This is a genomic window from Microcoleus sp. PH2017_12_PCY_D_A (genome assembly GCF_020738565.1).
Lineage (GTDB): Bacteria > Cyanobacteriota > Cyanobacteriia > Cyanobacteriales > Microcoleaceae > Microcoleus.
Genome location: NZ_JAEQCI010000026.1, coordinates 1 through 13,644, shown reverse-complemented (window position 1 = coordinate 13,644; position 13,644 = coordinate 1). Strand labels below are relative to the sequence as shown.

Genomic DNA, 13,644 nt, shown 5'->3' with positions numbered 1-13,644 from the left:
AATCTAAAATCTTCTCAGGGTTCCACCTCCGGCCAAAGGCGTTCTAGCTGATAGCGCCAAGCGGCGAGAGTCTGTTCGCGAGACTCTCGCCCGAGTTCCATTTCGCCCATCAATCCCTCTGCGTAAAAACGGTCTAAAGTCTGAAGGGTCGTTTCTATGGATTGTCCCTGCATCTTGGCTGCTTTGATGATTTGACGGATGCGGCTTTCGATTAAACCGCCGAAAAAGTCGGACAAACCTCGTTCTTGCAAAGCTAGCAGTCTGGTGACGGCGGCCGAGAAATCGGCGGCGGCGAGTGTAGCGCAACTGTGCTGAAACACTCCCCACAAAACGTTTTGATGTATGGCGTAGCGAGTTTCCAGGGTGGTGTCAAAGTTAGCTTCTAGCAGTTGATCTAAAAACGGTTGAGCTTCTTGGGCGTCGGCGATAGGTAGCAAAATCCGCAGCCAAGTTCCGTCTTCTGAAAGCAGGACTAAAAGGCGAAATTTAGGGGTTTGAACTTGCCAAGAAGTGGCAGCAGGCGTCTCAACATTTTCGCCAAATAAGTCTTTAAGGGTATTACTAATTTCTTCGGGAGTCATGGGAATTTTAGATTTTAGGTTTGAGATTGTAATACCAATTTTAAAAAACAATGCAACAGTATTCTTCCCCCGCAATACAGCGGGGGGGCTAGGGGGGGTCGAAGAGTGTTGCACGATTTTAGAAAAATGGTATAAGCTGGGGAGTTCTTTTTTAAAGTATTGGATATTTACCAGTATGGCTTAGTATCAACTCAATCTAAAATCTAAAATCTAAAATTTAAAATCTGTTTACGGCAGCCAGCGGGGATGATAGCCGGCAAAGGGCAATTCTTCGGGCTGTACTTTGGCGGCAGAATTGTCTCCGGGTATGTCTAATAAGGGTAGCAGCCAGAGGCGGCCCGTGGCGATCGACTGTCCGCTATCGTTGCGGGGACTGTCTGCTGATGTTGGTTTTGTTGTTGTGACTGATTGGTCGAAAATTAATGCCAGCCCGTCGGGAGATAAACTGATTTGGGTATCTAGTTGGTTTGGCAAAACTAGCAGCGGTTTGATGGTTCCTACCAAACGAGTGCCGTCTTTTTTGAGGTCGATGGCGGCGATGAAAGGCTGTTCTTTGTAGCTTTCTGTTTTGAGGCGTTGGGCTAACAAGCAGTAGAGGCGCTGGAATTGGTTGTCTTTGTTTTTGCGCGGATCGAAATAAACGGCGATGATGCTACCGGGAATACGCAGTATTTCTTGTTCTGCGCCTTGGTTGTCTAAGATGAAGAGCGATCGAGTGTAGTCGCTGTTGTATTTAACGTAGGCGGCGGCGGAGTTGTCCCGGGCCATCCCCAATACTTGTTCGTATTTCGGCAAAAATTCTACTGGATCTGCTTCTGGTTTGAGGGGGACGATCGCCAATCCTTGTTTTTGAGATATTACCATCGATTTGCTGTCGGGGCGAATGATAAAATCTCCGCCTTGTTGGTTCTCCAAGGGTTTGGGCGCCACTTTTTCTTCCAAAATCCAAGGACTGAAATCGCCGGGATTGCGGCGGTTGACGCGCTGGATAATGATGATTTTTCCGTCGGCTGAGAGGTCAAATTTGAGGTTTTGGTAGTCTTTGGAGTCTAAGAGTTTTTCGATTTTACCTGCTGGTTGGGTTGGTTGGGCTTGGGATCCGGGGGATTGGGGATTGAGGCCGGTGGTGACTGTAAATAGTTCTTGATTTAGGGTGCCGCCTGTACGGGCGATCGATCGATCTGTGGCGGAGAATAAAATGCGATCGCTGTCGGGATACGGTTTAAAATCGGTGACAACTAAATCTTTGGGAGTCAGCGGTATCGGTTTCGAGTCGCTGCTGGTGAGATTGACTAGCATTAATCTGCTTTCTGTTTCGCCTTGAACGCCGATGTAAGCAAAAGCTCGATCGCGACTCCGAAAAGAACTGCTAAACGGTTGAATTGGCGTTCCTTTGTATTGGTTGTTTGCTCCAAAATACTTGTCGGTGGCGCCGGCGAGTTTTAAGGTGTAGGTAACGCCGTAGGGCGCTGGATCTTTGAGGGTATAAGCCATGCGCCTGCCGGCCCAACTAAATTTTCCGGGAAGGGGCGGTTCTAGTTTTAAGTTTTCCTCGACGGTGGAGTGGTTCATCGGCCGAAAGAAGTTGAGAATAAAGCCGGTATCTGCGGCGCCGATTTGTTTGTTTTCCCAACTAAATTCTCGCACTCTGGGCGCTGTGCGATCGCCGCTCAGCAGCAGCAGTCCCATTAACACGCTCAGCATTAGGATGAGGAAAATGGCCGTGCGGTCGATCGGCTGTTTGAACGGCCCAATAGCGAAGGGTGAAGGATTAATTTTTTTGTTAAAAATACTCACAAATCTTTCTCTCCTATTGCTGCTGACAATTAACTGCCAAATTTTCCCTATTAAATTTTACAGTCCAGGACGCACTTCCGACTCTTATACCATTTTTCTAAAATCGTGCAACACTCTTCGACCCCCCTAGCCCCCCGCTGTATTGCGGGGGAAGAATACTGTTGCATTCTTTTTTAAAATTGGTATTATAAACCTATTTTTTTAGCAAGATAAATGGCTGCTACCTCTTTTTTTTGCAAAAAAACTGGTTTGTGAAAATTGTGGTGCGTCCATAACTCAATTAAACTGACATCCTCAGAATTTACTTATAGCCTTTCTCAAAAAGGTTGGCGGACGTAGTTGGGCTTGGGCCCTATAGGTTTAGAGGTTATATAAGCTGTCAGTCATACCTCATCTTTCTGAGAAAGGCTATAAATATCAATACACTTGGCTTATGGATATCCAACGAATTGCTTCTCAGGATTTTATGGGAAATACAGACATATTTTAGAGGTCAGAATATTGCGCTCTGAACTGTAGTGACAAATATGTCATGGCTCCGTCTTATATCTTCAGGTGAAATGCGATCTATCGGTAGTCCGCCACCCAGAGACTTTCTCACCAAAAGTATGATTGCTAGTGTACCTAAAAACATTGCTGTCAACTTCATGTCCTCCCAAAAACAAGTTAGCCCTTCTTTCCTAAGACCGTAGGTAACTACTAAATAAGTAGGAATGTCACCGACAGCTACAGCAATCACAGCACCTAAATTACCCATAAAATGATATCCCACTGGGATGCCAATAGCGATACTCAAGAAAGTTGCGAGATTGCCCATAGCTGCGTACTGAGATTTTCCGATAGCTAACAAACAAGAACCCATCAAACTGTGGAGAGTCGTGTGCCAAATACCTAAAGCCAAGATAGGCATCATCCAAGATGCTGCCATATATTCTTTCCTGTACAGTGTTAAAATTAGCTGATCTCCAAAGCTCACAAAAATTGCTAAGCCTAGGGCTAAAGGGATCAGAATCAAGTTGCGGTTTTTGATAATTTTGGCGCGCAATTCCTCGCGAGGCAAGTCTGCTAGCATCGAAATAGAGGGGAAAATTACCCTGCCTGCGAGGGCGATGATTACTTGACGGGGCATATCGCCGAGGGTAAAAGCAATGCCGTAAATGCCCAACATTGTTAAACTAAATATTTTTCCGAGAACTAGGCGATCGGCTTGAGAACACAGAAAAAATAAAACCGTAGACAAAAATATCCATTTCCCATAAGAAAATATTTCTTTAACTGCGTCTCGCTCCCAAGCAAAGCGGTTTGAATGACCGGGAATCAAAAAATGGCTCCATACTAACTCGACTATAGAGCCTACGAAACCGCCTACGAGGATAGCCCAGATACTGCGATCGAACCATGCCCACACAATCATCACTGCCGTAGAAACGATCTGTATGACTAACTCAAAAATTACTACGTTCTTGACTGTCATTTTGCGTTCGAGAATGGATACGGAAGTAGATTTAAATCCTCCTATGAGAGTAGTTATACTTATGACGGGAATCAACCACAGAAGACGGGGTTCTTGATAAAAAGTAGCGACTGGCCAGGTGATTAAAATTAAACAAAACCAAATAAAAACACTGCGAATAACTTGCATTGTCCAAGCGGTGTTGAGAAATTCTGGTTCTTCTCCACGCTTGTTTTGGATGATACTTGGGCCAAGACCTATGTCTGTAAATAGGTGGACAGCTGTGATAAAAACGTAGGCTAGACCCATGAGACCAAATAGTTCTGGCAACAGCAGGCGCGTCAGGATCAGGTTGCTGCCGAATCGGATAATTTGACTGCTTCCATAGCTGGCGATCGTCCAGAAAGCGCCTTTGATAGCTAATTTTTTTTCAGATGACATATTCAGATGACATATAGGGAGAACTTATTTTCTAATTACGAGTCTAGTTGCTGAATTTCCTGTTGGCAACTCCTACAGGATGTTGCTGCTACTTTTATAGCTGACTTTACCTTGTGTTAACTGCCCTATGGAGGACGGGCTTTCTGGCCCATCCCACAATCTCAAATACTACAGATTTCCAGTCGCGAGATTAAAGTTGCCGGCTGGCAGGACGCCGATCGCACAATCGCCCAGGTAAAATTTAATCTCTTGCTTTGCACCGCGTCTAATAATCATAAGGGTTTTTGGGTTCAGCAATTGGTTTTAGGGAAGATGCTTGAATAATTAATTTGCGCTTCCCTTGCAGTTCTTCTACGATCGCTTCTCCTTCTATTTCTAGCCAACTGTCTGGGGCGAAGGCGGTGCGACTTTGACCGATCGGTAATTTTACCGGCAACCCGATCGGATAGGCGTCCGCCGCGCAGCAGGTAATGATAAAACGCCCGATCCACATATATTGTTCTGCTACGTTGGGCGGGTGAATCACAAATCCTTGAACCTTGACTTTTTGACCTCTATATGTATCAGGTTCGGGATTGAAATTTAACAGCCGCACCCATTCGATGAGCGATCGCCTTTCGGGTTTTGTAGTATTGCGAAATTCTTGGGGTTGCAGTCTGGTGATGGGCAGGGATTCGGTGAGGCCTCGTTCGAGTGCTGTCTGGCTGGTAAATGTGCGCGGCGTTACTGCTAAACCGATCAATGCGACGCTCAACATTAAGGTGCTGCCAATACTGGGGGGAAATAAAGTAATGTGTTCAACTTCTGTACTTCTGAGAGATTTATTTGCTGGCGATGTCCGGGATTGCTTGTTGGCGCGATCGACCTTTAAGAGTTCCCAAGTTTTCAACCCGCCAATCACGATTAAGCCGATTCCTCCGGCTACAGTCAACCCAAAGTAATTCGGGTGAATGAGAATGCTTAATTTGCCGGTAATCCAATATTTGAGGAGCAATATTCCCCACGCTAAGATAGCTAGGGCGTCCAGCCACGGGCTAATTTTTTTAAGGTTCATTTTTTAATAGTTATTGGGAATTGGTCATTGGTCATTAGTCATTAGTCATTAGTTATATCATGCCCGGTCAATTGACCGCCGCAAGGTTCGTAGTGCGGACTTCAGTCCGCTTTCATGGAGCGGACTGAAGTCCGCACTACGAACTGAAAATTTATTATTACCCTAGATATAAGTTGACCACGAGAGTCATCAAAAAGGTTAACTGAGCAGCCAAAACCATCAAGTAAATTACGGAGCGAGTTTTAAAAATAGACAGCATTAAACCGATGCCTTTGAGGTCAATCATCGGGCCGAAAACGAGAAAAGCTAACAGCGAACCGCTGGTAAATGTGGAAGCAAAAGACAGGGCAAAAAAAGCATCTACCGTAGAACAAATCGATACGACTGCGGCTAATAGCAGCATGGCGAGAATCGAAGAAACGGGGCCTTGGCCGAGGTTGAGAATTAGTTCGCGGGGTGCGCCAACTTGAATGATGGCAGCGATCGCACTTCCGATGACCAATACTCCTCCCAATTCCCGCAACTCCTGTACCATAGTATCTAAAAGCAGGCGCAGGCGCTCTTTAGAAACGCGGTGGAACATGGAGGAACGTTTCGAGGTTTTGTCTGTTTTGCCTGTTTGTAAGGGCTTCCACTCGTCTTGTAGCAAAGATTCGATCGGCACTGCACCCCCCTGACCTAGCATAAAAGTTCCCGACTGCAACAGTAGCGGAGTGTCGGCTGGGGCGAGTTCTTTTTCGGAAAACTCTGGTTTTGGGAGGGGAATCGCGCGGGCTACAGAGGGGTGTAACAGAGGCCGCAAGTCTGTTTGGACGCTGAACACCCAGCCGATAATTGTAGCGATAAAGAGAGAAAAGACTACCCGCAAAATTACAATTTCTGGCTGATCGCGAAATGCCGTCCAAGTCGCCCAAATTACCACGGGATTGATGGTGGGGGCCGCGAGTAAAAAGCCGATCGCAGCCGGTGCGGGAACTCCTTGCATTAGCAGCCTGCGGGCTACGGGCACGTTACCGCACTCGCACACGGGAAACAAAAAGCCGATCGAACTACCCATCAAAGCCGCCAGCAGCGGGTTTCGCGGGATGCGGGATACGAGTTTGCGTTCGTCTACAAAACCCAGCAGCAAACCTGAGAATAAAACTCCCAGCAGCAGAAAAGGTATTGCTTCTACTAACAAGCTGAGAAAAAGGGTAAAAGCATTGTTTAACTGATTCGTTAGGACTGGTTGCATCGATCGCCTACTGGTAAATTGCTATCTCGTTACACGTATTTGGCTGAACCCCTGTAGATCATACCTTCTTCACAGCCCTAAGTTAAGATTCAGTTAAAACTTTTTTGTGACCATCCTCAATCTTATAGCAATCATTAGAATTCCCAGATTCGGGTAAGGACAGGGCAGTGCCGTTTCCCTACAGCTCCTCGCGTACAATCTCTATGTTCCCATATTTAATTAATTATTTTTCAGCAAGATCGGATTATTGTTAACAATAGGTTAAGACTATAACTCAAGGTTAATTACGAGTTAAATACTCGAACAAAGCGTTAATACCCCTCAACTCAATATAAAATAAAGTCAGGCATAATTGCCAGGGCGCATCTATCTCGGTCATACTCGAACTTGCTTAACACTTGAAGTGGTAAAATCTCATTTGCCACCGTAAGTTTTTTGTGTAATTTAAAATTCCGTTTCCTAGGAAAATGTCGGTCAAAGCACTCAGCTACTCATCGACTGAGTTTTCGTAGCTGAATATCTGCTGGCAAATAGAACCCCAAAAAAGCGTGCTGATAAATTTATGTTAAATATTTCTTGCATAGAAAGACCAGTCCAACCCAGTTCTCAGACTGACCTAGGAGAACTTTCTTTAGACTCTACTCTCCAGGAATTGTCGCTTTACGCTTTTAACGTAGAAGCTACGGATTTGGGAATGCAAATTTCCCAGATGTTAGAAGCTAATCCGCTGTTACCGGGAGTCATTTTGACGGAGAGAGGTGAATTTGCAGGCATGATTTCCCGGCGGAGATTTTTAGAATTTCTCAGCCGTCCTTTTGGGCGAGAATTATTTTTAAAGCGACCTGTGAGGGCTTTGTACCGCTTTGCCGAAACTGAGAGTTTAATTTTTCCCAGCAATACTTTAATCGTGGATGCAGCCCGGAAGTCGCTGCTGCGTTCCAAAGAACTGCTTTACGAACCGATTGTCGTTCAAGTGTCGCCTCAAAATTATAGTTTGGTAGACGTACACGAACTGCTAGTAGCCCAATCTAATATTCACGAACTAGCAACAAAATTACTGAGACAGCAAACTCAATCTCAACTAATTCAAACCGAAAAACTAGCCAGTTTGGGGCAGATGGTTGCAGGAGTTGCCCACGAAATTAGAAACCCCGTCACCTGCATCAGCGGAAATCTCGGTTTTTTGTCAAACTACTCAAAAGACATCTTGCAATTGCTGACTGCTTACGAACAAATTGTCGGGCCTAGCGAACAAATTGACGAACTAAAACAAGACATAGAATTTGATTTTTTGCAAGAAGATTGGGCGGAAATTCTCAAAAGTATGAAGGTTTCATCCGACAGATTGACGGAACTCGTCACCAGCTTGCACACCTTCTCTCACATGGACGAAACCCACTTGAAAGAAGCTAACATCCACGAATGTATTGACAGTACGCTGCTAATTATGAAAAACCGTCTGAAGTACGGGTTTAAAGTAGTTAAAAAGTATGGGGATTTGCCTTTGGTGAAGTGTTATTCTGGTCAGTTGAGCCAGGTATTTATGAATATTGTCAGCAATGCGATGGATGCTTTGGAAGAACTCAAAGGAGAAAAAGGTTTTGTACCTGCGATTACTATTGAAACTGAGGTAATAAACAGTGCTGACGGAGACTGCGTAAGTTCAGAATTAATGCAAAATTATGTTTTGGGCCAGCGAAAAGATGCAAAATTGCGTGAAGCGCAGCTATCCCGTAGGGAATCGCCCGCCAGCCAAAATGGGGACTTGGGCCCAGAAGCAGCGGGCAAAAATCAAAATAATGCTTGGATAGCCATCAGAATTGCGGATAACGGGCCGGGAATTGCGCCAGACATTCAGCGGCGGATTTTTGAGACATTTTTCACTACTAAACCAGCGGGGAAAGGTACTGGTTTGGGGTTGGCAATTACTCATCAAATTGTTACGGAGAAGCATAAAGGTAAGTTGAATTTGCATTCAACTCCCGGTACTGGTACGGAATTTGAGATATTGTTGCCGTTGATTTGAAGGCAGTTGAGGATGCAATTCGACAATAAAATTGGTTCGTAGTGAGGACTTTAGTCCTTATAAAAATCAGAGGACTAAAGTCCTCACTACGAACATCGTTATTAGGAGTAAAAAGTAAGAATTAGGGTGTGTCAGTTATGGAAATTTTGGCTACTTTCCTCACAATCTCACAAGTGAGGCACGCCAGGAATAAATGGTGCGTCAGAATGAGATTTTCGATAATTATTGAGAATTACTAAACTGACGCACCCTACGGCTCAAAATTCATCTGACGCTCGTCCGGAATAAATGGTGCGTCAGAATGAGATTGGGAGTGATAATTGAGAATAACTAAACTGACGCACCCTACGGCTGTCAACTGTCAACTGTCAACTGTCAACTGTCAACTGTCAACTGTCAACTAAGCTCGAAGCTGAACGGGCATTACTAAGAATGTGGCATTGACTCCGCCCAAAGGCTGAAAAATTACAGGGGCGAGAGCACCGTTTAATTGCAGTTGAATTTCGGGAGATTGAGCCGTTTTCAAAATGTCAACTAAGTATTTCACGTTGAAAGCAATATCTATGCTGTCTCCCGAAATCTGTGCGGGCATTGACTCTTTGCCGCTGCCGACATCTTTGGCATCTACTGACAAAGTGATTTCCTGATTTTCTTCGTCGATGCTACATTTGAGGATATTATTTTTTTGGTCGGCAAACACTGCTATTCTTTCGACTGCTGCTAAGAGCGATCGCCTTTCTAAGGTAATTTGCCGCTCAAAAGAGGGCGGAATCAACTGTCGGTAGGCGGGATATTGCCCTTCCAAGGTGCGGGTTGTCAGCCGCTGATCGGCCCATTCAAACACTACTTGACCCTGTTCAAAATGCAGGGTGACTGGTTCAGTCCACTGCCGCATTACCAGCATTCTTTCTACTTCTCGCAATGCTTTAGCGGGAACTGTCACCTCAAATTCTTCTTCGGTTTCTTCGCCTTCGGCTTTTTCATTGGCGGTTTGAACTACTGCCAATCTGTGGCCGTCTGTAGCTGCAAATTCTAGGCAATCTTTCAGTACCTTTAAATGAACCCCTGCGAGTACCTGTTTTGCTTCGTCGGGGCTAGTAGCAAATAAAGTGCCTTTGAGTCCTTCTATCAAGGCTTCGGGCGGCAATTTCAGGATTTTTCCGGCTTCGATGGCGGGCAATTCTGGGAATTCTTCGGGGCCCATGCCTCTGACTTGGTAGCTGCCAGAACTGCAAGTGAGATATGCTACGGTGTCGCCTGCTTCGTCTTCTAAAGTAATCTCTCCGCCTGGGAGTCTGGAAACAATATCGTTGAGCAATTTCGCGGGTATGGTAAAACTGCCGCCGCCAGTCACTTCTGCTGCAAAGCTGGTGCGAATACCTAAACTGAGATCGAAAGCTGTTAAGCTAACCCGCTGATTTTCCTCATCCGCTACTAAGAGCACGTTGGCTAGTACGGGATGTGTCGGGCGGGAGGGAACGGCCCGACTTACCAACGAGAGGTTGGCGTTGAGGTCACTTTGGGTGCAAACCAATTTCATGAGATGAAGGTTAATTAACCGGATTTGAGATAGAAGCAAATCCTATCACAGAAAGCTGATGACAGTTGACAGTTGACAGGAAAGCAGTTGGCAGTTGAGAGTTGTCAGTTGGTAGGGGCGGTGCCCCGCCGTGCCCGCCCTCTTGGTTGAGAGTTGGCTCCGAAAGCAGTTGAGAGTTGACTGAAGCAACAAGGAAGAGTTGACAGTTGGCGGAAAACTTTTTTTTATTGAATTATTTTTGTGCGATCGACCTGTGGAAACTGTGGAAAAATAAAATAATTTCTTGCTGTACTTGAGTTGTAGCTGATAAATACCTGTGGAAAACTTGTGGAAAATCTGGTAAAAGTCGATCGCCCTTCCATTTTCGTGCAAAATTTGGTACAAAAATTGTTTTGGGCGATCGAGTAAAGTTTTCCACAGGTTTTTCCACAGGCAGTGATTGTCTGTTATGGGAATGGAGAATGGGGAATGGGGAATGGGGCATTGGGCCGAAGAGGATTGGGCATTGGGCCGAAGAGCATTGGGCATTGGAATGACTAATGACTAATGACTAATGACTTCTTCTCAAGTTTTGCGGCTGACAGCATTAATTCGATCGCTCAACTGACGCAAAGTTTGGGCTAAAGTCGGATCGGTATTCCGCAACTGAGCAATTTTGTCGCAACTGTAAAGCACAGTCGTGTGATCCTTGCCGCCGAAAACTTCGCCTACCTTTGGCAAACTCAAATCGGTATGCTGGCGAATTAAATACATCCCAATTTGACGGGCAAAGCTAATTTCTCGCCTGCGGGAAACACCCTTCAAGTCTTCCACAGAAACATCAAACACCTCAGCCACAACTGCAATGACTGCATCGGGCGTCGCCTCTACGGTTTCGGTTTGGGGGTTCAAAATCGGAGTGATATTCTCGACAGTCATGGGCAAACCGGTAATAGAAAGATATGCTACGGCTCGAATTAAAGCACCTTCTAATTCGCGAACGTTGGAAGTGTAACTAGAAGCAATGTATTCTATGACATCTCGCGGCAGTCTCATGTTTTCATACTCGGCTTTTTTCTGCAAAATTGCCATGCGTGTTTCCAAGTCTGGCAATTGAATGTCAGCAATTAATCCCATGGAAAATCTGGAACACAAGCGCTCTTGCAGGCGGGGTATCTGCTGCGGCGGGCGATCGCTCGCTAAGACTACTTGATTTCCGGCTTCGTGCAAAGTGTTGAAAGTGTGAAAAAATTCTTCTTGGGTGTATTCTTTGCCTTCTATAAATTGGATGTCATCTATTAATAAAACATCGGCGGCGCGATAGTGATCGCGGAAAGTTTGCATACTATCTTTGCGAATGGCGGCGATTAAATCGTTAGTGAATTTTTCAGTTGAAACGTAAAAAACTTTGGCGCTGGGGTCGATTTCTAAGCGATAATGACCGATCGCCTGCATCAAGTGAGTTTTGCCCAAACCAACGCCGCCGCACAAAAATAGGGGATTGAATTCTCGGCCCGGAGACTCGGCGACTGCGAGGGCTGCTGCGTGGGCCATGCGGTTGTTGGAACCGACGACAAAGCGGGAAAATACGTATTTGGGGTTTAAATGGGCAGGTTTAGGGGGGTGTAGCGAGTGGCTTTCGGGGCTATCGGCGATCGGGGACGGCCAAATCATCGCGGAGTCGCTGCTACCGCCTGTTTCGTTTCCCCCGGCAATTGTCAAGTAGATTTCTACGGGATACCCGAGAATTTCTTCAACTGCGTCGGCGATGGTTTTGACGTAGTATTTTTGCAACCAGTTGCGTGCGAAGGGGTTGGGGGTGCTGACGATCAAACAGTTATTTTCCAGTTGTTCGGCCCTGGCAGTTTTGATCCACGTCTCAAAGCTAGGCCTGCTCAGTTGTACCTGGAGACGTTCAAGTATCTGATTCCACAGACTTTCGAGGGTAATGTCCACTGCTTACCTTTGCCGATCGGCATTCAAGAGATTAATTCTACAGTCTAGAGAGTTTAGTCGTCAGATGTTAAAGTTTAAGGGAGTCTGCCGATCGCCCAAAAATTTTGTTTGTGGCTCTGCGGATATAGCAGGTATCAAAGAGCTGCTAGGCAAGTATTTAAATTTGGCCCGAAAGCCTTAAAACGTCGCGATGAAGAGTTCTACTGGCAAATTTTGGAAGCAACCGGCAATTTACATATTGCTGCTGGTAACGGGAGCCGCAGCCGCCATGTTGGGCGATCGGCTGTCGGTTTCTCAATTACGTGCAAATTCCGGCGATTCGGGACAAGGAACCCTGCAACCGAGATTGCAAGTGCCTGCTAATACTAAGCCTCAAGCGGGGAAAGTCTTGCCGCCTGTTCCCTTGTCGGGGGATGCGGCTAATGTGAATTTTATTGTGGCTGCGGTGGCAAAAGTTGGCCCGGCTGTGGTGCGGATCGATGCTTCGCGCAAGGTGAGACCGGGAAATAGAGGGGTTTCGCCGGAGGATTTTTTTGGCGGACAACCAAATTCGGGCGGCCGGGGCGGAATCGAACGGGGTACTGGTTCGGGTTTTGCGATCGGGACTGACGGCGTGATTCTCACAAACGCTCACGTTGTAGAAGGGGCAGATACAGTAAATGTAACTCTCCGGGACGGCCGCAGCTATCAGGGGCGGGTGTTGGGGGCGGATAAGGTGACGGATGTGGCTGTGGTGAAGATTGAGGCGAATGATGTGCCTGTGGTGACGATCGGCAATTCTGATAAGCTGCTGTCTGGGGAATGGGCGATCGCGATCGGCAATCCTTTGGGTTTGGACAATTCGGTGACAGCGGGGATAATTAGCGCTACAGGGCGATCGAGTACCGATGTGGGCGTACCCGACAAGCGCATCGGTTTTATTCAAACAGACGCTGCAATCAATCCGGGGAATTCCGGGGGCCCGCTGCTGAATGCTTCGGGGGAAGTGATCGGGATGAATACGGCGATTATTCAAGGTGCTCAAGGATTGGGCTTTGCGATTCCCATTCAGGCGGCGCAACAGGTGGCCCAGGAACTGATTTCGACGGGGAAAGTCGAACACGCTTATCTGGGTATTGAAATGGCGACGCTGACTCCAGAGGTGAAGCAGCAAATTAACGGCAATGCTAACAGCAATCTGCGAGTTGCAGTCGATCGCGGTGTGGCGATCGTGAGTGTGGTTCCTAATTCTCCCGCCGCCGCCGCAGGTTTGCGGGCGGGAGATGTGATTCAAAAGATTAACAATCAGCCGATTATTCAGTCGGAAGCTGTTCAGGAGTTCGTGCAAAATGCGAAAGTTGGCGGCAATTTGCAAATGGAAATCAACCGCAACGGGCAAATAGTTAATTTGAGTGTGAAACCGGGCAGTTTGCCCGTTCAACAAGTTCGATAATTTTGTTGACGGTTGACTGTTGACAGTTGATTGTTCAATTAACTAATCGTTTGTAGTTAGTAGGGTGCGCACTGCGCACGGCCGTGCGCAGTGCGCACCCTACAGATAGAGTTTATGCGCCGAGGATTAACAAATAACCAATAACAAATAA

Annotated in this window: 10 protein-coding genes; 2 read left to right on the top strand and 8 right to left on the bottom strand. The window is 46.4% G+C overall.

Annotation, left to right across the window (positions count from 1 at the left end; all coding sequences use genetic code 11):
- Nucleotides 1–14 precede the first annotated feature (14 nt).
- The 5 genes from JGK39_RS07055 to JGK39_RS07035 form a co-directional block, all read right to left on the bottom strand.
- Entirely contained in the window at nucleotides 15–581 is a 567-nt protein-coding gene (locus JGK39_RS07055) for a hypothetical protein (protein WP_293249601.1), read from the bottom strand.
- A 228-nt stretch (nucleotides 582–809) separates the two neighbouring features.
- Complete coding sequence (locus tag JGK39_RS07050; RefSeq protein ID WP_293249598.1) at nucleotides 810–2,378, bottom strand: hypothetical protein; 1,569 nt, start codon at nucleotides 2,376–2,378, stop codon at nucleotides 810–812.
- A 493-nt stretch (nucleotides 2,379–2,871) separates the two neighbouring features.
- Nucleotides 2,872–4,272 carry an oligosaccharide flippase family protein gene (locus JGK39_RS07045; protein ID WP_293249595.1) on the bottom strand — a complete coding sequence of 467 codons (1,401 nt, stop codon included), beginning with the start codon at nucleotides 4,270–4,272 and terminating at the stop codon, nucleotides 2,872–2,874.
- A 265-nt stretch (nucleotides 4,273–4,537) separates the two neighbouring features.
- Entirely contained in the window at nucleotides 4,538–5,326 is a 789-nt protein-coding gene (locus JGK39_RS07040; RefSeq protein ID WP_293249592.1) for a TIGR03943 family protein, read from the bottom strand.
- A gap of 157 nt (nucleotides 5,327–5,483) precedes the next feature.
- The gene (locus JGK39_RS07035) at nucleotides 5,484–6,560 is read right to left on the bottom strand and encodes a permease (RefSeq protein ID WP_293249589.1); all 1,077 of its coding nucleotides are present in this window, start codon (nucleotides 6,558–6,560) and stop codon (nucleotides 5,484–5,486) included.
- 562 nt (nucleotides 6,561–7,122) lie between these two features.
- On the opposite strand from JGK39_RS07035, the gene JGK39_RS07030 reads away from it, so the two are divergent.
- Nucleotides 7,123–8,586 (top strand): ATP-binding protein, encoded by a 1,464-nt coding sequence (locus JGK39_RS07030; protein WP_293249586.1) that lies wholly within the window; start codon nucleotides 7,123–7,125, stop codon nucleotides 8,584–8,586.
- A 400-nt stretch (nucleotides 8,587–8,986) separates the two neighbouring features.
- On the opposite strand, the gene dnaN is transcribed toward JGK39_RS07030, so the two are convergent.
- Genes dnaN through dnaA form a run of 3 tightly spaced genes read right to left on the bottom strand, consistent with a single transcriptional unit; the run spans nucleotide 8,987 to nucleotide 12,061 of the window.
- A complete protein-coding gene (gene dnaN / locus JGK39_RS07025) occupies nucleotides 8,987–10,126 on the bottom strand; it encodes a DNA polymerase III subunit beta (protein ID WP_293249583.1) in 1,140 nt (379 codons plus the stop codon).
- Between the two features lie 45 nt (nucleotides 10,127–10,171).
- Nucleotides 10,172–10,654 (bottom strand): hypothetical protein, encoded by a 483-nt coding sequence (locus JGK39_RS07020; RefSeq protein WP_293249580.1) that lies wholly within the window; start codon nucleotides 10,652–10,654, stop codon nucleotides 10,172–10,174.
- Nucleotides 10,655–10,690: 36 nt separating this feature from the next.
- Nucleotides 10,691–12,061 carry a chromosomal replication initiator protein DnaA gene (gene dnaA / locus JGK39_RS07015; protein WP_293249577.1) on the bottom strand — a complete coding sequence of 457 codons (1,371 nt, stop codon included), beginning with the start codon at nucleotides 12,059–12,061 and terminating at the stop codon, nucleotides 10,691–10,693.
- Between the two features lie 190 nt (nucleotides 12,062–12,251).
- Here dnaA and JGK39_RS07010 point away from each other — a divergent pair, with 190 nt between their 5' ends.
- A complete protein-coding gene (locus tag JGK39_RS07010) occupies nucleotides 12,252–13,493 on the top strand; it encodes an HhoA/HhoB/HtrA family serine endopeptidase (RefSeq protein ID WP_293249574.1) in 1,242 nt (413 codons plus the stop codon).
- The last annotated feature ends 151 nt before the right edge of the window (nucleotides 13,494–13,644 follow it).

Excerpts from the sequence above, each read along its gene's own strand:
- JGK39_RS07055 (WP_293249601.1), bottom strand. The coding sequence starts at position 581 with ATGACTCCCGAAGAAATTAGTAATACCCTTAAAGACTTATTTGGCGAA.
- JGK39_RS07045 (WP_293249595.1), bottom strand. The coding sequence starts at position 4,272 with ATGTCATCTGAAAAAAAATTAGCTATCAAAGGCGCTTTCTGGACGATC.
- JGK39_RS07040 (WP_293249592.1), bottom strand. The coding sequence starts at position 5,326 with ATGAACCTTAAAAAAATTAGCCCGTGGCTGGACGCCCTAGCTATCTTA.
- JGK39_RS07035 (WP_293249589.1), bottom strand. The coding sequence starts at position 6,560 with ATGCAACCAGTCCTAACGAATCAGTTAAACAATGCTTTTACCCTTTTT.
- JGK39_RS07030 (WP_293249586.1), top strand. The coding sequence starts at position 7,123 with ATGTTAAATATTTCTTGCATAGAAAGACCAGTCCAACCCAGTTCTCAG.
- dnaN (WP_293249583.1), bottom strand. The coding sequence starts at position 10,126 with ATGAAATTGGTTTGCACCCAAAGTGACCTCAACGCCAACCTCTCGTTG.
- JGK39_RS07020 (WP_293249580.1), bottom strand. The coding sequence starts at position 10,654 with ATGCCCAATGCTCTTCGGCCCAATGCCCAATCCTCTTCGGCCCAATGC.
- JGK39_RS07010 (WP_293249574.1), top strand. The coding sequence starts at position 12,252 with ATGAAGAGTTCTACTGGCAAATTTTGGAAGCAACCGGCAATTTACATA.